Annotated in this window: 11 protein-coding genes; 2 read left to right on the top strand and 9 right to left on the bottom strand. The window is 74.0% G+C overall.

All coding sequences use genetic code 11. The features are described from left to right. Positions 1-34 precede the first annotated feature (34 nt). From ACFYPD_RS07540 to ACFYPD_RS07525, 4 genes are all read right to left on the bottom strand, one after another. Entirely contained in the window at positions 35-3004 is a 2970-nt protein-coding gene (locus ACFYPD_RS07540; RefSeq protein ID WP_387110053.1) for a multicopper oxidase domain-containing protein, read from the bottom strand. A gap of 20 nt (positions 3005-3024) precedes the next feature. Beyond that, positions 3025-4326 (bottom strand): multicopper oxidase domain-containing protein, encoded by a 1302-nt coding sequence (locus ACFYPD_RS07535; RefSeq protein ID WP_387110051.1) that lies wholly within the window; start codon positions 4324-4326, stop codon positions 3025-3027. Positions 4327-4339: 13 nt separating this feature from the next. Next, positions 4340-5599, bottom strand: a complete 1260-nt coding sequence (locus tag ACFYPD_RS07530) for a multicopper oxidase domain-containing protein (RefSeq protein WP_387110049.1) — start codon at positions 5597-5599, stop codon at positions 4340-4342. A gap of 71 nt (positions 5600-5670) precedes the next feature. Beyond that, positions 5671-10803, bottom strand: a complete 5133-nt coding sequence (locus ACFYPD_RS07525; RefSeq protein ID WP_387110047.1) for an IPT/TIG domain-containing protein — start codon at positions 10801-10803, stop codon at positions 5671-5673. Between the two features lie 246 nt (positions 10804-11049). On the opposite strand from ACFYPD_RS07525, the gene ACFYPD_RS07520 reads away from it, so the two are divergent. Together ACFYPD_RS07520 and ACFYPD_RS07515 are read left to right on the top strand one after the other, a co-directional pair. Then, entirely contained in the window at positions 11050-11718 is a 669-nt protein-coding gene (locus tag ACFYPD_RS07520) for a response regulator transcription factor (RefSeq protein WP_387110045.1), read from the top strand. Next, positions 11699-12778 (top strand): sensor histidine kinase, encoded by a 1080-nt coding sequence (locus tag ACFYPD_RS07515; protein WP_387110043.1) that lies wholly within the window; start codon positions 11699-11701, stop codon positions 12776-12778. Before ACFYPD_RS07520 ends, ACFYPD_RS07515 begins: the two co-directional genes overlap by 20 nt. A gap of 19 nt (positions 12779-12797) precedes the next feature. Here ACFYPD_RS07515 and ACFYPD_RS07510 read toward each other — a convergent pair whose 3' ends face one another. From ACFYPD_RS07510 to ACFYPD_RS07490, 5 genes are all read right to left on the bottom strand, one after another. After that, positions 12798-13730, bottom strand: a complete 933-nt coding sequence (locus tag ACFYPD_RS07510) for a flippase-like domain-containing protein (RefSeq protein WP_387110041.1) — start codon at positions 13728-13730, stop codon at positions 12798-12800. A 213-nt stretch (positions 13731-13943) separates the two neighbouring features. Further along, positions 13944-15209 carry a D-alanyl-D-alanine carboxypeptidase family protein gene (locus tag ACFYPD_RS07505; protein WP_387110039.1) on the bottom strand — a complete coding sequence of 422 codons (1266 nt, stop codon included), beginning with the start codon at positions 15207-15209 and terminating at the stop codon, positions 13944-13946. An 11-nt stretch (positions 15210-15220) separates the two neighbouring features. Continuing rightward, positions 15221-15652, bottom strand: coding sequence for a protein phosphatase (locus ACFYPD_RS07500; protein ID WP_387110037.1), 432 nt, complete (start codon positions 15650-15652; stop codon positions 15221-15223). Between the two features lie 107 nt (positions 15653-15759). After that, positions 15760-16371 carry a hypothetical protein gene (locus ACFYPD_RS07495; RefSeq protein WP_387110035.1) on the bottom strand — a complete coding sequence of 204 codons (612 nt, stop codon included), beginning with the start codon at positions 16369-16371 and terminating at the stop codon, positions 15760-15762. Between the two features lie 13 nt (positions 16372-16384). Further along, the gene (locus ACFYPD_RS07490; RefSeq protein WP_387110033.1) at positions 16385-18169 is read right to left on the bottom strand and encodes a DUF4012 domain-containing protein; all 1785 of its coding nucleotides are present in this window, start codon (positions 18167-18169) and stop codon (positions 16385-16387) included. Between the last annotated feature and the right edge of the window lie 91 nt (positions 18170-18260).

Below are 18260 nucleotides of genomic sequence, written 5' to 3'. Positions count from 1 at the left end.
GGTGGGGGCCGGGCGGGTACCCGGCCCCCGGGCGTCAGGGTGCGGTGTAGCGGGTGGCGGCGTAGTTGTCGAAGCGCAGCGACCCGCTGGTGGTGGCGGTACGGGCGACCAGGCCCAGCGCCGCCGACTCCACCGTGTAGCCGCCGGTGTCGCCGGTCAGCGTGCCGACCGTGACGGCGCCGACCTTGAGCGTGGCCGAGCCCGCGGTGGCCGAGGCCCAGTCGAGCCGTACGGTCCCGCCGCCGGCGGCGACCCAGCCGGTGTACGCCCAGCCCGCCGGCCGCAGCAGCCCCAGCCGGAACTGGTTGACACCATTGCTGCGCCGGTACTGCACCACCGCCAGGGCCCCGCCGGAGGCGTTGCGGAGCTGGTAGACGGTGACCACGGCGGTCTGCGGGTTGACGGTGCCGAGGATGACGTCGGCCTTGGCGTGGACGGTCCGCTCGGCGGCCGGGATGGTGTCCACGACGTACCCGACGGTGCCGGCGACCAGTTGCCCACCGCTGACCGACACCGTGCCGCCCACCTGCGACCAGGCGCTCGTGCCGCTGGTGAAGCCGTCGGCGAAGATCGCGTTCGGCGGGTCCACGGTGACCGTCACGCTGCCGGCTGTGCCCCAGTTGCCCAGCGCGTCCCGGGCCCGGACCCGCAGGGTGTGAGCGCCCCGGCTGAACCCGTTGAGAGCGACCGTGGCGGAGACGGCGGTGCCGCTGACCGCCATCGGGTGGCCATGGCCGGCGCCGGGGTCGGCGCCCTCGTACCACTCGGCGGCGGCGACTGCGGAGGCCGCGTCGGTGGCGGTGGCGCTCAGGGTGAGCGTCGCCGCCCGGGCGGTCGGGTTCGGGGCGGCGGTGACCGCGCCGATCACCGGCCCGGTGCGGTCCAGCACGAAGCCGACCGCGGCGAGTGGGCCCCAGTTGCCGGCCGAGTCCCGGGCGTGCACCAGCACCTGGTGGGCGCCGTCGGCGAGCCCGGTCAGCTCACTCAGCGGCAGCAGCCCGTACGTGTTCTCGGTACCGCCGTTGAACGACCCGTCGAGGGCGACGAAGGTGAAGCCGGTGCCGTCCGCGCCGCCGGCGTCGAGGAAGCCCTCCGCACCGGCGATGGCGGAGTGCGTCCCAGCCCCGGCCGGGTCGGTGAACGCGGCGTTGATCCGCAGGCCGGTCGGGTCGGACGCCGATCCGGTGCGGCCGTCGGTGGTGGCCGGATCGACCGCCGCGGAGAGCAGCGTCGGCACTGTCCGGTCCACCACCAGGTCGGCGGTGGCGTACGGGCCCCAGAGCCCGAACGAGTCCCGGGTGTGCACCAGCACGGTGTGCCGGCCCTCGGCGAGTGCCGCGGCCACCATGGCGGGCACCGTGCCGGACTCGGCGCTGACCGCCGCGCCCGGGCTGCCCAGGGTGAGCGGGGTGCCGGTGCCGTTGGCCCCGGTGGTGTCCACGAAGTACTCGGCTCCGGTGACCGTGCCGCCGAGGCCGCGGTCGTCGCCGGTGGCGGAGATCGCGATGTCGGCGGTGCCGGCGGTCGGGCTGGGGCTGAGGGTGACCCCGGTGGTGACCGCCCCGGTGACCGCGAGGTTCAGCGTCGTGCTGCCCACCACGCCCCAGTTGCCGGCCGCGTCGTGGCCGCGTACCCAGATGGTGTGCCGACCCTGGGCCAGGGTGGTGAGCAGGTCGGCGGGAAGTGCGGCGGTGGCCCCGGTGACGGTGGGACCGGCGCCGAAGCCGGCGGCGGTGAACGGGATGCCGGTGCCCTCGGCGACCCGCAGGTCGTCGACGACCGCCTCGGCCCGGTCCACCACCGAGTTGCCGTTACGGGCGTCGGTGAAGTCGGCGGTGACGGTCACGGCGTCGCGCACGCTGGCCGGGTTCGGGGCGGCCCGGACGTTGGCCGCGGTCGGGCCGACGTGGTCGCCGCTGACCGGCGGCGGGTTGGTGTCCAAAAAGGTGAGCATGCCGCCGAACGCCTGCTGAGGACTGACCCCGGTGACGGTGGCGCCGTAGCGCTGGCCGGCGTTGTTGAGCAGCCCGCCGGACTCGAGCAGCGCGAAGCGCCGCCCGTCCGGGCCGGACGGCACACCCACCACCGCGTCGACCGCCTGCCCCGGTTGCAGCGGCACGGTCACCGCCGCCTCCGGGTACGCGGTCGGACGGGCGTCCTGGCCGACCACCAACTGGTCCAGCCCGAGCAGGGTCATCGGGTGCGGTTGGAGCCCGGCGGCGACGTAGCGCAGCAGCACCCGGCGGCCGACGTCGGTGGCGACCACGTCGGTCTCCGGGAACGCCTTGCCGTTGATCAGCCGGTACGTCGGGGCGTAGGCGCGCATGTCGTAGGTGCGCGGGGCGGCGTTGAAGGCCGGGTCGACCTCGGTGAGCACCAGCACGGCCTCGTCGTCGTAGACCGAGGCGGCGTCCCCGTACGCGCTGGGCCGCCCGCCGACGGCGGGAGCGCGAACCACCAGCGCGCCGACCAGGCCCATGGCGACCTGCCGGGGACCGAGCGCGGTGTGCCCGGCCTCATAGAGGTAGGTGCCGGGGCGGGACGCGGTGAAGGCGTAGCTTCGGGTGCCGCCGGGTGCGGCGCCGGTGCGGTCCGGGGCGAGCCCGGTGACCGCCGGAAGGGCCAGCGCCAGGTCGTCGGCGAGTCCGTTGTGCACGGTGATCGTCACCCGGTCGCCCTGATCGACCACGAGCACCGGCCCGGGCAGGGTGGCCGGGGCGGCGTCGGTCGAGGCGAAGCCCCAGATCGGCACCGGCGCGGCGGCGCCGGGCAGCACCACCGAGCCCGGCTTGGCCCACAGCTCGCAGCTGGCCGTGCCGTCGGCGAGCTGGCAGCCGGTCTGCGGCAGCGCGCCCTGCGGCGGGCCCGGCTCCCCGACGAGGGTGGCCGGCGCCCGCCCGGCGGGAGCCGCGTGCGGGGCCGCGGCGTTCGCCGGGGCCGGGCCGAGAGCCAGCAGCGCGGCCGCGATCCCGGCGGCCAGCCGAGGCGTACGGGTCGGTGTCATCGTCGCCCTCCCCTGCCTGATCACGCCGGGCATCCGGCGGGCGGGTCGATGCGGATCAGCGTCATCATTCCGCCGAAGCTCGCCCCGTAGTTGGTGGCCTGTTCCAGCGCGTGGCTGTGCGCGACGTGGTAGTACTCGCCGCACTGGTTGTTCTGCACCACGCCGGGCGGCAGCTCGCCCGGGGCGCCGCCGAGGTACGGGTTCTCCGCGAACCAGGTCTCCGGGCCGGGGCCGACGATCTGGTCCTGCAACGAGGGCAGCGGTACCGGGATCGGGTTGCCCTGCGGGTCCCAGTGCTCGGCGTCCTTCCAGATCATCAGCGTGTCCACGGTCTGCCCGGGCGCCACGTCGATGAGGAAGTTGGAGTAGGACAGGTCCTGCCCGCCGGCGCCCTGCGCGGGCCGGCCGTCGCGGGCGATGAGCTGCTCGTCGCTGCCGTGCGGGTGGAACGGGTAGCTCACCGAGCCGGCGTTGAGATAGCGGATCAACGCCGGCTTCGGGTTGCCCACCGGGTCGTACGGGCGGATGTGGATCAGCGCCCCGTACGGCTGGGCGGGCAGCCAGTCGGCGTAATTGGGCGCGATGGTGTCCGGCATGCTGCGCCCGTTGATGGTGAAGTAGCGGGCCTTGTACCGGGCGAAGTCGTAGGCCCGCTTCCGCTCGACGGCCAGGTGCAGGTCGGGGTCGATCTCGCCGAGCAGGTAGAGGTACTCGCGGTCGGGGTCGAACGCCGAGTCGGCCCGGTCGTTCTCCCGCTCGGGGTGGCCGGCCGGGCGGACCACGAGGCCGCCGTAGAGGCCCATCTGCACCTGCTTCTGGACGTCGGTGCCGGACTGGTAGAGATAGGTGCCCGGCGGACCGGCGGTGAAGGTGTAGGTGACCGAGCCGGTGTTGGCGACGGCCGTGGTGGTCAGCGAGGTGAGGGTGCCGGCGGCGTCGGTCTCCGGCTGCGCCGGCTGGCCGTCGGCGAGCACCTGGACCTGGCCGGGGAAAGTGATCGAGGTGGGCTCGGGCAGGCTGTTGTGCAGCACCACGGTCACCTTCACCCCGGAGGTGACGCAGAGCGTCGGGCCGGGGAGCTGGAACGCGCCGCCGCCGGCCGCGTAGCTCCACATGTAGATGGTGTTGCCGTCCGGCATGGCCGCGTACCCGCCGGTGGCCGTCAGGTCGAAGGCGCTGTCGCCGGCGGTGAGGCACTGCAGGCCGGCGGGCGGGCTGGCGGCCGACTGGCTCGGCCCGGGGACGACGAGCACGGCGACGATGGCCGCGACGAGCGGCACCGCGCTCAGCCGCTTCCACCGGCCGAGGTCGAGACGAAGCATCGGAACCCCCATCTCAGGCGTTGGCCCGGATCTGTGCCGGCAGCGTGCCCGGCGGTGAGACCCGGATCTCGGTCAGCTGCCCGCCCCGTCCGCCGCCGGCGTTGGCCAGCGCCGTCAGGTCGCGGTCGTAGAGCAGGTACGTACCGGGGTCGGGCGCGGTGAAGATGACGTCCCGGCTCTCCCCAGGCCCGATCTGGACGGTGTTGGTCACCTGGTACTCGGCGCTGCCGTCGCGGCCGCGCAGGAGCGCGGCGTCCTTGCCGACCACCAGCAGGTCGACGCCGTCCACGGTGACGGTGTGGTTCTGGTAGCCGAGGTTGGCCAGCCGCAGCAGCACCCGCTCCCCCGCGTTCGCCGTGATCAGCGAGGAGATCGGCTGGTAGCGCAGCCGGCCGGCGGCGGCGCTCATCGGGTCGCCGTTCGGGGCAAGGGTGTCCGGGTGGCAGCGGCCGTTGAAGGCGAAGAAGGACGGCTTGTAGTCGGTCCAGTCGGTGGTCTGGATGTGCGCGTCCCGGTAGTGCGCCTCGGCCCACACCTCGGTGAGCATCAGGGCGAACTCCCGGTCGTACCGGGTGGTGCCGTCGCCGTCGTTGTAGACGTACTTCCCGGCCGGGACGTCGGCGGTGCCGGCGTTCTGCGCCGGGCGGACGTAGACGATCCCGGTCATGCCCATCTGCACGTGCTCGACGTCCTCGAAGTGGCAGTGGTACATGTAGGTGCCGGCGTCGTGCGGGCGGTAGAAGTAGGTGAAGTCGCGGCCGATCGGCACCGAGATGGACAGCTCCGGCACGCCGTCGAAGAGCGGGATGGCGTTGCGGAAGCCGTGCCAGTGCACGGTGTGCCCGTCGGTGAGGTCGGGGCGGACCGACAGGCCGAGATTGGTCAGCGTGATCTTGATGTCGGTCTCCTGGTCGAAGCCGAGCAGCGGGGCGCTGATCTGCGCCTTGCCGCGTTGGGCGGTGACCTGGGTGGCGGACAGGCCGGTGACGTCGCGGAAGCCGAAGACGTAGAGGTCGGTGCCGGACGGGGCGAGCGGGTCGGGCCAGAACGGGCTGATCGGCGGGGCGCCCTGCGGCATGGAGACCCAGCCGTCGGTGGCGGCCAGGTGCAGGGTCGCGGTCGGGTTCGGGACCGCGCGGGGCAGCACCGCGGCCGGGCCTCGGAGCTGGGCGTCGGAGCCGCGCTCCGGCAGAACCGCCCAGGTGCCCAGACCGGTGACGCCGGCCAGCAGGGCACGCCGGCTGATGCTCGGCTGCCGTACGGGATCGGTCACGATCTCCTCCTCCATCGGTGGGACGGGCGGGATCCGCGGGCGGCCGGTGTGAGCCGGCCGCCCGCGGGCGGTCAGGGCAGTTCGTCGGCGCCGGCGTCCGGTCGCGTGGTGCTGCGCGGCTGGCCGTCGACGTCGACCGTCGGGGCGGTGACGGTGAACGTGCCGTAGGTGCGGGAGACCACCCCGAGCCCACTGGCCGACGAGCCGGCGCCGGCCAGGTGCCAGTCACCCATCTGCGTGAGCGGGACCTGCTGAAGCACGATCACCGCCTGGCGGAACGACGGGAAGGTGCGCGAGGTCAGGATCTGCACCGACACCGGGAACGGGCTGCGGAACGCCGGGTCGATGCCCACCCGGTTGGTGCTGCTGAGCGTGGTGCCGGTGGTGTCCTGGAGCACCGAGTTGGTCGGGGTCAGCGGGCCCACCCCGTCGGCGGAGCCCATGTCCCAGTGCCGGACCGGCTCCCCGGCGGGTGCGTCGGCGGCGCCGATGCCGGTGACCCGGACGCCGTTCCACTCCCCGGCCCGGTTGTCCCAGAAGATGTTGTTGAACAGCTTCGGCTTGCTGAAGGTGGGCGAGCCGTCCGGCAGGGTGGCCTGGAGCTGCTCGCTGTTGGCGGTGGTGGAGAGGCCGGCGGGAGCGGCCCGACCGTTGCTGGTGGCAGCGGTCGCGGTGGTGAGGTTGCCGGCCACCGTGTTGTTGACCATCCGGACGTCCGGCGCGTCGTCGAGCGCGACACCCGCGCCCTCGTGGGTGGAGATGTTGTCCACCACCATGTTGTTCGCCAGCGAGATCGGCACGTTGCCGGCCTGGAGCAGCCGGACGCCGCCGCCGTCGTCGTTGGCGAGGTTCGCCTCCACCACGTTGGCGTCGATCTCGACGGCCCCGGAGCCGGGCGACAGCCTCGTCGGGTCCGACGGCAGTTCCCCGGCCACCATGATGCCGCCGGCCTCGTCGTACGACTGGTTGAGCCAGATCCGGTTGGCGGCGATCCGGCCGTTGTAGGACAGGCCGTAGTGGCTGATCCCGCCGCCGTACTCGGCGGAGAAGTTGCCGCAGATGGCGTTGTGGTCCACCGAGTACGCGTTGCTGCCGGCGAAGATGCCGATCCCGCCGGCCAGGTTGGTGCCGCCGTTGTCGCGGATCTGGTTGCGGGAGATGCTCACGTGGTCGTTGCTGGTGTTCAGGTACGGGGTCCCGACCCGGATCGCGCCGCCGTAGGAACCGCTGTTGGCGACGATGAGGTTGTCGGTGATCCGGGTGTAGTCGGCGCCGGCGTGCAGGTAGACGCCGCCGCCCTGGGTGACCACCGCGCCGGGCGCCCCGTACGGCGTCGTGACCCCACCGGTGACGTCGTTGACGTTGCCGGCGAAGTCCGACTGGTTGCCGCCGGTGATCCGGAAGCCGTCGATCATGACAGGGTTGCCGGCGCCGAACTGGCCCGACCGGGCCAGCACGGTCACCACGGCGCCGTCGGGCACCGCCTCCGGGCCGAGGTGCGTCAGCGAACCGACCAGGTTCAGCCAGGCCGTGCCGGTCGGGTTGTCGATGCCGAACGCCCGGCCGTCGAGGATCGACCCGGCGACCACGGTGTTGTCGGCGTACCGGCCGCCCGGGCCGACGCCCTGCAGGCGGACCGAGGAGTGCACGACGACGTTCTCGTAGTAGGCGCCGGCGGGGTTGTCCGGTCCGGGGGCGTTCGGCCAGACCGCGACCACCGCGATGCCGCCGGCGGCGGCGGCCGCCTCCAGCGCCGACTGCACCGTGCCGTAGGTGGTCTCCCCGGCGCGGACCGCCCACGCGGGCGGCTTGACCTGGAACAGCCGCGGGTTGGCGGCGCCGCCGACGCCGGTGCCGGTGGTGGCGCCGAGCAGCTGGAAGGTGAGGCCGTTGGTGGTCGTCCGGCGGTTGGCGGCGGTCACCCGCAGCTCGGCCGGGCCGACCGAGCCGCCGGTCAGGGTGACCTCGATCTTCCGGTCGGACCAGGAGGTGATGGTCACCGTCGGGTCGGTGCCGGCGGAGTCGAGGACGACCGCGCTGCCCGGGCCGCGGCTGCCGAACCCGGTGCCGGTGATGGTGACCCGGCGGTCGGTGTCGGTGCTGCGCAGGAACGGTCGGGAGACCGCGAAGAGCTGGGGAACGTCCCCGGCCGGGTCGCACTGCACGGCGCCGAGCTGGCCCGAGCCGGGAGAGATGCCGACGGCCGCGACCGCGGTGGGCGCGGTGTCGGTGACCGTGTAGAGGCCGGGCCAGGCCTGGAAGTTGGTGGCGATGGTCCGGTAGCGGGGGTTGTAGTTGCCGTTGAGGTGGCCCGGCTGGCCGGGGTCGTTGCCGACGAAGCGGTACATGTTCGGGCACGGCCCGGCCGGCAGCGGGCAGTTGTAGGTGCTCGTGGACGGCTCGATCGCCTCGTACATGCCGTTGAAGTCGGTGTCCACGGTGTCCACCAGGCGGCCGGCCCAGTCGTACAGGCCGACGGGAATGTCCGGGATGCCCTCGGCCTCGCCGTAGTTGGCGCTGCGCCTGTCGTGGGTCAGCCCGAGGTCGTTGATCACCAGGCCCCAGAAGTGGGTGGGCAGCGGCACGGGGGTGAACAGGTTGAAGTTGGGGGCGCTGGCCTGCCCGCCGCGGACCTCGACCAGCTTGGTGTCGCAGAGCGGACGCCGCTGGCCCTCGAACGGGCTGCCGCCGCCGTCGAGGAAGCCGGGGTCGGTGACATGCACCGTGTGCAGGGCCCCGGCGCAGGACGAGATGATGCCGTTGCCCTGCGAGGGCGGCTCACCCGGGTCGGGCTGCGGGTCGGGCGGCGCCGGCTGGTCGGCGGCCTGGTCGGGCGCGGGCGGGAAGTTCTCCTGGGGCAGGAAGCCGTCGCCGTCGAAGACGTTGACGTCCTCCTCGCGGGTGGGCTGGTAGATCGGGCCGCCGCCGACCGGGTTGGCCGGGCTCTCCACGCTGACCAGGTAGTCGTCCGGCACCAGCGGCTGGGTCGCGCCGTCGGGCAGCGGGGCGTACAGCGGCAGGTCGTGGCCCGCGCCGGGGTTCGCCGGGTCACCCGGCGGGATCAGGTTGAGCGTGGAGTCGGCGAACGCGTAGTTGCCGTTGACGGTCTGCCCGAAGTTGGTCGGGTCGTTGTCGGTCGGCGCGGCCTGGAAGCCCATCATCGGGGCCTCGACGCACGTCTGGTCCGCCTCCGTGCCGAAGTCCGGCAGGGCGAGCTGGTCGGTGAGCGGGCGCCCGTCGAACATCCGGGCGGTGCAGCCCCGCCCCGGCTGCCAGGTCTCCGAGGTGTACGCGTCGTTGAGCTCCGGGCCCTTCTTCAGCGAGCCGTCGGCCTCGCGTACCGGGTCGCCGTTGGCGTCCCGGACCACCGCGTAGAGGTGGACCTTGATGCCGGGGACGCCCGGCTGGTACGGCTCGGTGGCCGCGTTCGCCGGGTCCAGCTCGTTGCGGGTGGTGTCGTAGGTGACGGTGCCGGCGATGCCGCCGTTCTCCGCGCCCTGGTAGGGCTGCACCCCCCAGTCGACCCGGCCAGCGAGCCCGATGATGGGCAGCACGTCCACGTCGACGGCCGCGCCGAGCAGGGTGGTCGGGTTGGGCTCGTTCGGCGCCTGGTAGGTGATGCCGGTCGTCTTGTAGCGGGTGTTGAACGCCTCCAGCACCAGCCACTTGGTCAGCGGGTACGCCTCCTTGACGGCGTAGTGGCCGGCGCTGTCGGTGACCACGCTGTTGGTGGCCTGGTCCATCAGGGAGTTGTCGCGCTCCTTGAGCACCACCGGGAAGCGGGGCACGCCGCTCTCCCCCGGGTCCTGCCTGCCGTTGCCGTTGGTGTCGACGAAGACCGTGCCGGTGATCTCGGTGAACCAGCCGACCAGCGGCTTGGCGCCGATGTCCACGGTCTTCCCGCCGCTGACCGTGACGTTGAACGAGTCGAGCAGCATCTCCTGCGGACCGTCCCACAGGGTCAGCTGGTAGTCGCCGTCGGGGACGTGCGGGATCCGGAACGAGCCGTCGGCGGCACCGCGGTCCAGGTAGATCATCCGGTCGCCGTCGCCCAGGTCGGACAGGGCCACCCAGGGCCGGACGACCGGACCGGCGATCTTCGCCCCGGCCACCCCGTCGGCCGGCAGCGTCACACCCCCCTGACCGCCCACATAGGTGTACGCCTGCACGACGGTGCCGGTGATCGCGCCGGCGGCGATGCCGGTGAGGGGCTTCGGGGCGACGAAGCCGAAGTCGACGTACGGGACCGGCTCGCCGCCCAGGCTCTGCTCGGTGTCGTAGCCGGTGTCGGCCTCCTGCACCCAGACGTCCCAGTCGTGGCCGCCCTCCAAGGTCGTGGTCTGCACCCACGACTGCCCGCTCGGCGCGACCACCGAGGCCGCGTACCGGTCGGGGCCGAGGTTGGGGATGACGATGTCGCCCTCGTCGTCGCTGCGGCAGCCGGTGGACTCCCGGGCGACGACCGGCCGGCCGTCGGCGAAGACGACCTGACCGGCCGGGTGGGTGGCGTCCGGGGTGGTGTGCCGGTACTCGGTGCATAGCGGGTTGCCGTAGTAGTCGACGGTCACCTCGCCCATCACGTCGGCCAGGTGGGCCGTGAAGCCGGCGAGCCCGCGTTCGGCGCCCACCTCGTAGGTGCCGTCGACCGGGACGCTGTCCTCGAAGATCCGCAGCCGGACCGCGCCGAGCGGCAGCGGGTACGGCTGCATGCCGACGGTCACCGCGCCGGTCCGTCCCGCGGTGACGGTGAAGTGCTCGCCGTCGATCTTGTAGCCGTCGGCGGTCACCGAGATCAGGTAGCGGCCGGCGGGCAGGCCGTCCAGCGCTGTTCCCGAGGAGAGGGTGTCCTGGTCGCCCTGGGCGATCACCGGGACCGCCCCCGGGGTGTTGCGGATGGACGGCCAGCGGCAGTGGTCGGCGAAGTCGGGCGCGCTGGCCACCCCGGCCCGGGCGGGCAGGCAGTGCTCGAGCGCGTCGTGCGGGTCGCCGGTGTCGTCCGCAGTGATCATCCACCGGTAGTCGGTGACCGGGTCGCCCTGCTGGATCTGCGGCGCCGGCCCGACGGTACGGGCGCTGACCACCGCCAGGGTGATGGCGCCCGTGGTGGGCTCGGCGGCGGCGGGGCCCGGTGGCACCACGAACCCGACGAGCAGCAGGCAACTGGCGGACACGAACCAGCGCGGCCAGACGGAACGACGCGGCATGCCCTCACCCCCTCGGTCAGCGGAAGGCGGCCGCGACGACGTGCGGCCGGGCCGGTGTCAGGAGCATGGGCAGCGCGGGCCCGCCAGTGACCGCTTATGACCACGCCGTCATGTGGTCGTCATCCGGGCGGTGACCGGTCGTGTCGGAACGGCGACAGCAATCCACCCCGTTCGGCGGTGGTGTGAATCAGGATCAGATGGGCTTCATTGAGTCACCAGATAGTCGCCGAGGTCTGTGGGGGCACGGTGGGACGGGTACTGGTGATCGAGGACGACGAGCGGATCGGCCGGCTGGTCACGCGGGCGCTGGAGGGCGGGGGCCTGCTCACCGAGCGGGCGGCCTCCGGGACGGACGGCCTGAACGCCGCGCTGCGCCGGGACTTCGACCTGGTCGTGCTGGACCTGATGCTGCCCGGGCTGGACGGCCGGCAGGTGCTGGACCGGCTGCTGGCGCAGCGGCCCGAGCAGCCCGTGCTGGTGCTCTCCGCGGTGCCGGAGGTGAGCACTCGGGTCGCCGTACTCGAGGCGGGCGCGGCGGACTTCCTGGGCAAGCCGTTCGCGGTGGCCGAGCTGCTGGCCCGGGTACGCGCCCGGATGCGCGGCCGGCCGGCCGGTGACGCCGGCCGGTGGCTGCGGGTCGGCCCGGTGCAGCTGGACCTGCACCGGCGGCGCGCGACCGTCGACGGGGTCTGGGTCGACCTGCCGCTGCGGGAGTTCCTGCTGTTGCAGCACCTGATGAGCCGGGCCGGCCGGGCGTGCAGCCGGGAGGAGCTGCTGTCCGACGTGTGGGGCCTGGACTTCGACCCGGGCAGCAACGTGGTCGACGTCTCGGTGCGCCGGCTGCGCGGGCGGCTGGACCGCACGGACCGGATCGAGACGGTTCGGGGCGTGGGCTATGCGTACGCCGTCGACTGACCGCGCGCTCGCCTGGGCCTGGATCTTCTTCGCCGCGGTCAACGTGGCGCTGATGTGGTTCCTGCCCGGGCAGGAGACCGTGCCGTTCCACCTGGTCTGGATCAGTCTGGCGCTGGTCTACGGCTTCACCACCTGGCCGCTGGGCTGGATGGTGGGCGCGCTGGCCGGGGTGACCAGCACGACCGGGGCGATCTTGGCGCACCACGCCGCGGTCGGCGAGATCCGCTGGGAGGAGACCGCCGAGGAGCCGCTGATGGCGGTGATCTTCATCGTGATGGCCTGGCACGTGCACCGCCGCCACGTGCTGCTGCACGAGATGCGCCGGATCGGCGAGGCCGACCGGGACCGGGCGCACCGGCAGGAGCTGCTGGTGCGGCTCGCCTCGCACGAGCTGCGGACGCCGCTGACGATCGCCCGCGGCTACACCGAGCTGCTGCGCGGCACCCACGACGACCCGTCGACCGTGGCGGACACCGCGGTGATCCTCGACGAGCTGGACAAGGCGACCCGGATCGCGCACCGACTGGTCACCCTGATGCAGCTGGAGCGGCGGCACCCGATCCGCCCGGTCGACCTGGACGTCGAGTTGGCCCGGATCGCCCGGCGCTGGGCGCCCGCGGCGGACCGGGACTGGTCCTGCCGATCGGCGGTCGGGTTGACCCGGGTCAACCCGGAGCGCCTGGAGGCGGCGCTGGACTGCCTCATCGAGAACGCCGTGAAGTTCACCGGTCCCGGGGACCGGATCGCGCTGGTGGGCCGGCGGGACGCCGCCGGGTGGACGGTGGAGGTGGTCGACTCGGGGTCGGGCATCCCCCAGGAGGCCGTACCCGAGCTGCTCGCCGGGCGGCCGGGCCTCCCCACCGCCACCGGCACCGGCCTCGGGCTCGCCATCGTCCGGGCGGTCGCCGGCGCGCTCGGCGGCACGGTGGTGGTCGGCAGCGGACCGGACGGGGGCGCAAGGGTCGGCCTGCGGGTGCCCGAGCCGGAGCCGGCCGGTCACACCTGGCCGGAGCCGGTCCGCGCCGAGCCCGCCGGCCCGGTCCCGCTGGCCTCCGGCTGACGCCTGCTCCCGCCGGGCGTCACACCGCGCCACGCCGCACGAGCAGGCGTAACGCCACGTAGCCGGGCAGCACCGGCAGCCAGAAGGTGGCCAGCCGGTAGACGAGCACCCCGGCCACCGCGGTCTCGGTCGGGACGCCGTAGAGCAGCAGGCCGGAGACCAGGGCGGCCTCGGTGGCACCGAGCCCACCGGGGGTGGGCGCGGCCGTGGCCACCCCCTCTCCCACCATGGACACCAGCACCACCGGCGCGAGCAGCGCCGGCTCGGCCGGCAGTCCGACGGCGAGCAGGGCCAGCCAGAGCGCGGCGCCGTAGGCCAGGGTCAGCGCCACACTCACCGTCAGCAGCGGCACGACCCGGCCACCCCGGACCAGTGCGCGCAGGGCGTCCACGACCTGGTGCCGGGCCGCCCGGAGCCGGGCCCGCCACCGGGGTACGGCGAGCGCCACAGCGACGGCCAGCAGCACGGTGAGCACGGTGAGCAGCACGACCAGCCCGCGCCCGGCGGCGGCGTCGGCCAGGTGCCGGCGGGTCCCCCGGGTAAACGGCAGCAGGACGGGCAGCAGCAGGACGACCCCGAGCACCCCGGCGACCCGATTCACGGCGACCGCGGTGGCCGCCGCCGGCACGGTCACTCCCTGCCGGTTCAGGTAGCGCAGACTCAGCGCGACGCCGCCGAGCGCGCCGGGGGCGAGCCGGTTGACGAAGGCGGCGGCCACCTGGACGGCGACCGTGCGGCCGAGCGGCACCGGGGCGGCGACGGCGAGTTTCAGCGCGAGCGCGCTGAGGAGGTAGGTGGCGGCCGCGGCGAGCAGGGAGCCGGTCACCGCGACCGGGTCGGCGTGCCGCAGGGCGTGCAGCGCGTCGCGTACCTGGCCGAGCTGCGGCAGCAGGAAGTGCACCAGCAGACCGAGCATGACCAGCAGGAACACGTCCCGCGGGGTGATCCGCACGGCTCGGGGCAGGCGGTCGGAGTGCGGGTGGCTCCGGCGCATCGCCGAGGTCAGCGGCCGGTTACCGGACGCCCGTGCACCGCTGCGGGCGCGCCCGGCGTGGTTCCGTCGGCTGGCCGGCTGTCCCGCATGACCCGACCATAGGGGGCGCGCCGCCGGGGCGGGCGGCATCATGGCCGATCCCCCCGACCGGTGCGGGGGGCCGACGGGCGATCAGGCGCGGCGGCGACCGAGCCGGCGGGACTGGCCGCGGCGGGCGGCCAGGGCCGCCACCGACCCGCCGACGATGAGGGCGAGCAGGCCGGCGGCGGGCACGATGACCTGCCAGTCCCCGTCGGCCATCCGGCGCAGCGCGGTCCCGGCCGGTCCGCGCCACGGCGGCGGCGGGGCCGGGCGGGCCGCTGCCGGGGAGCCGCTGGGGGCGACCGGCCCGGCGTCCAGCTCGCCGGGTTCCACCAGCCGGCCGACCGAGGCGTCCCGGGGGAGCGAGAAGCCCCAGTCGAGCAGTTGGGCGCCCTGCTGCCAGCCGCGTACCGGGCGGGCCTCGGCGCCGAGCAGGGTGACCACGAGCCGCCGGCCGCCGCGCTGGGCCGCGCCGACGTAGCTGTGCCGGGCGAGCTCGGTGAAGCCGGTCTTGCCGCCGAGGGCACCCGGGTAGCGATAGATCAGCTGGTTCTCGTTCTGGATCTGGAAGCCGCCGGCCTTGAGCGCGGGCTGGGCGGGGATCTGGGTCCGCTCGGTGAGCGCGTAGCGGCGGAACCGCGAATCGGCGAAGCAGGCGCGGGCGATCAGCGCCAGGTCGTACGCGCTGGTGAACTGCCCGGGACCGTCCAACCCGGACGGGGTCACGGCGTGGGTCTGGCGGGCGCCCAGCCGGTGCGCCTCGGCGTTCATCTCGGCGACGCCGGCGCGGGCGCTGCCGGCGCCGAGCCGGGCCAGCATGTTGGCCGCGTCGTTGCCGGACTGGAGCAGCAGCCCCAACCAGAGCGTCTCCACCGCGTAGCGCCCGCCGACGAGCAGGCCGACGGCCGAGCTGCCCCGCTCGATGTCCAGGTCGGCCCCGGTCACGGTGGCCACCTGTTTCGGATCGAGCCGCTTCAGCATGGTGGCGGCCAGCAGCAGCTTCTGCGTGCTCGCCGGGGTCCCGTACTCGTGCGGGCCGCAGGCGCCGAGCACGGCGCCGGTGTCCAGGTCGGCGACCAGCCAGGTGGTGGCCGTGATCGCCGGGGGTGCCGGGCTGCCGGGCGGCGTCACGAGGCCGGCCGTGGCCAGCGCGTCACCGCCGACGGCCTGCTCCTCGGGCACGGACGGCGGCGGGGTGGGGCGCGGCGGCCGGGTCACCTTCGGCGCCGGCAGCCGCGGACAGGGCACCGCCGCCGCGGGGGCGGCGGTCACCGGCGGCGCGGCGTGCGCCGGGGCCGGCGTCCCGGTGACGAGCAGGGCGACGACGGTGGGCGCGGCCAGGACCCGGGATCTCATGAAGAGGCACCCTACCCAGCGGCTCGGCGGACGCGGCGCAGCCATCGGCGCTGCCAGGGGGTCTCCACCGCTCGCGGGTGGTAGCCCGCGCGGACCCAGGTCACCGCGTGCTCGGGATCGAGCCCGTCCAGGACGGCCAGCGCGGCGAGGGCGGTGCCGGTCCGGCCGACGCCGCCGTGGCAGGCGGCCTCGACCCGCTCCCCCGCGTACGCGCGGCGCCACGCCTCCCGCAGCGCGTCGAGCGCGTCGGCGCGGTCGAGCGGCAGCCAGAAGTCGGGCCAGCGGATCCGGCGGGCCGGCCAGGCCGGGTCCGGCCCGGGCGCCAGCAGCAGGGCGAAGTCGGCGGGCGCGGCGGGCGCGGCGATCCGCCGCCCGCGTACGGTGGCGCCGCCGGGCAGCACCAGCAGGCCCGTGCGGTCCGTCCACGGCTGCGTGGGATCCATCCGGTCATTGTGGGGCGTCGGGGACAGCAGGCGTGACGGTGCCCGCCGGACCTGGTCCGGCGGGCACCGTCACGAACGGTCCGGGCGCTGCCCGGGGTGCCGCAGGGTCAGCGGGAGCCGATCCCGAAGCGACCGCGCCGACGCCAGGCCAGGGAGAGCAGCACCAGCAGCGCACCCGCACCGGCCAGACCGCCGCCGAGCTTCACCGGCGTGCTGAGGCTGTCACCGGTCACCGGCAGGTTGCCGCCGCCCGGCCGGTCCGGTCGAGCCGGCAGGACGATGCCCGTGGCATCGTCCGCTCGTTTCCCTTGGGTGGCGGTGAAGTGGTGCCGCCCGGTCCGGCTGGGCTTGTAGGTGACGGTGAAGGTGCCGTCGCCGAGCGCCGTCACGGTGAACGTGGTCGGCGCCGGCTGCGGCTGCTGGTAGGCCACCGCGCTCATCGCGACGGCGCTGCCGTCGCTGCGGCGGACCGTCCCCTGGGCGGGTGCCGCGTTGGGGTTGCCGCTGATCTCCACGTCGATCCTGACCTCGCCGGCCGCGAAGCCCGTGCCCCTCAGGGTGAAGGTTCCGCCGAGACGGATGGCCGGCGGCTCGATGGTCAGCGACACTTCCGTCGGCGGGTACACGGGCGGTTGCGGCTGTGCCGCGCCGGCCGCGGTCGGCACGGCCGCCACGGCCAGGCCGACCGTGAACGCCATGATGATGCGGGATAGCCGCATGATGGATTCCCTCCTACTGATCACAGCTTGGTGCGGTAACAACTTGGGTGGTCCATGGGGTGACGGTGGGTGTGAGCACCAGCTCGGCAGTGCCGGCGCTCGTCTTGCCGGTGAGCAGGGTGATGTCGAGGGTCCGCGTCCGACCCGGCTTGACCTCCACGTTCGCCACGGTCACCTGGCGGCTACCGGCGGTCCCGCTGCCCATCGCGGTGTCCTTGCCGTCCAGCCGGCCGCCGAGCACCGCCCCTCCAGTCGGCGTGTACACCGACACGAAGGTGCGGGCGGTGTACGGATCGCCGGAGAGCGCGAGGCCGGTGACCGACTCGGACAGGCCCGACCGCGGGACGGTGGAGTGGACCGTGACCCGTAGCCGCAGCTCGCGGCGCCCGTCCGGCTGGCAGTCGCCGACCGTCGCGGTTGCCGAGAACCTCAGGTAGTAGCCGAGCTTCGCGCCGCTGCCGTCGTTGAGGAACACGCCGACAGTCGGCACGATGTCCTTCTCGCGGAGCTTCCCGGCCAACTGGCTGTCGCCGAGGATCCGCTGCTCCGCCGGATGGACACTCCAGAACAATATCCGACGTTCTGCAATAGAACGGTTGAAAACGGTCAAAAGCGCCCGGGGATTCACCGCTTTGGTGAAGAGGGTGTCGAACACCGCGGACGCGGCCCGCGCGAAGAAGGCGTCCTGCGCCTTGGTGTCCAGCGTCCGGTAGGTGTCGCTGAGCAGGGTCCGGACCACCGTGCTGCCGGCCAGGCTCGGCTGGTCCGGCACGGTGACCGGCCCGATCACGCCGAGCAGGTACGACAGCACCAGCGGGTCCACCGCGAGCACTCCGTCCACCTCGGTGCCGGTGCGCCGGCGGACCATCTCCCGGTAGAGCGCCGCCGCCGTCGGGAAGTCCGGGCTGAGATTGACGTCCGCCGGGTACGTCCCGGGGAGGTCCTTCCAGAGGTTCCGCATCTCCCGGCTCACCGGCAGCGGCGGCGTGAACGATGCGAGGCTGCTCGCGCTCTTCTGACCGGACATCCGGATCCGGCCACCCTCGGCCCGCAGCACGGCGTACGCGCCGAACATGCCACCGGTGGCACGCAACTCGGCCGGGTTCTGCGAGACGAGCAGGTAGCTGCGGGGGCCGTCGGCGCCGAGCAGCGATGGCAGCAGCCGGGCGCCCTGGTCCGCGGCGGAGGTGAGTTCGCCCAGCCGGTCCAGTTCGGTCCGCAACCCGGAGACGGCCTCCCGCACCTGCCCGACCAGGTCGTCGGTGGACACCGCGCGCAACCGCTCGCCGGTCTGCCGCACCGCCCGGTCGGCGGCGGAGACCTCGGCCGAGACGGCACGCAGCCGGCCCAGGTCGAGCTTCCCCTCCTTCGGCACCAGCGAGGCGAGGTCGACCCGGAGCAGGGTGGGGAAGGCGAGCCGGGCCAGGTCGTCCACGGCCACCGCGATCTGGCGCACCGCGGCCAGGTCGTCGCCCGCGTACGGGGTCTGCTGGCCGAGCCACCAGGCCGGGTCGCCGGTGGCGGTCCGGGCCGAGGCGGCCTGCTCCTGGAGCGCGGCCAGCGTGCGCTGGGCCCGGGCCACGTCGCCGCCGACCACCTGCGTGCTCAACTCCTGGGCCAGCCCGGCCGCGTTGAGCAGGTGCGCCCGGGCCTGCCAGCCGCGGAACCCGACCCAGCCGCCGGTGGCCAGCAGCACCGAGAAGACGACCAGCCCGACGAGCAGGACCCGGCGTACGTGGGCCCGGCTGCGACGCCGGGAGCGCCGCCGCCGGCGGCGCAGCTCACCGCTTTCCGTCACACCACTCTCCCGCGGCTCGAATCGGACACCATTGACGATTGATCGCTTTCTAGCACGAATGTCCGCTGATTCGTGGCGTTATTACGCACTT

The sequence above is a fragment of the Micromonospora sp. NPDC005299 genome, assembly GCF_042872345.1.
Taxonomy (GTDB): Bacteria; Actinomycetota; Actinomycetes; order Mycobacteriales; family Micromonosporaceae; genus Micromonospora.
This window is presented reverse-complemented; position numbering and strand designations above follow the sequence as displayed.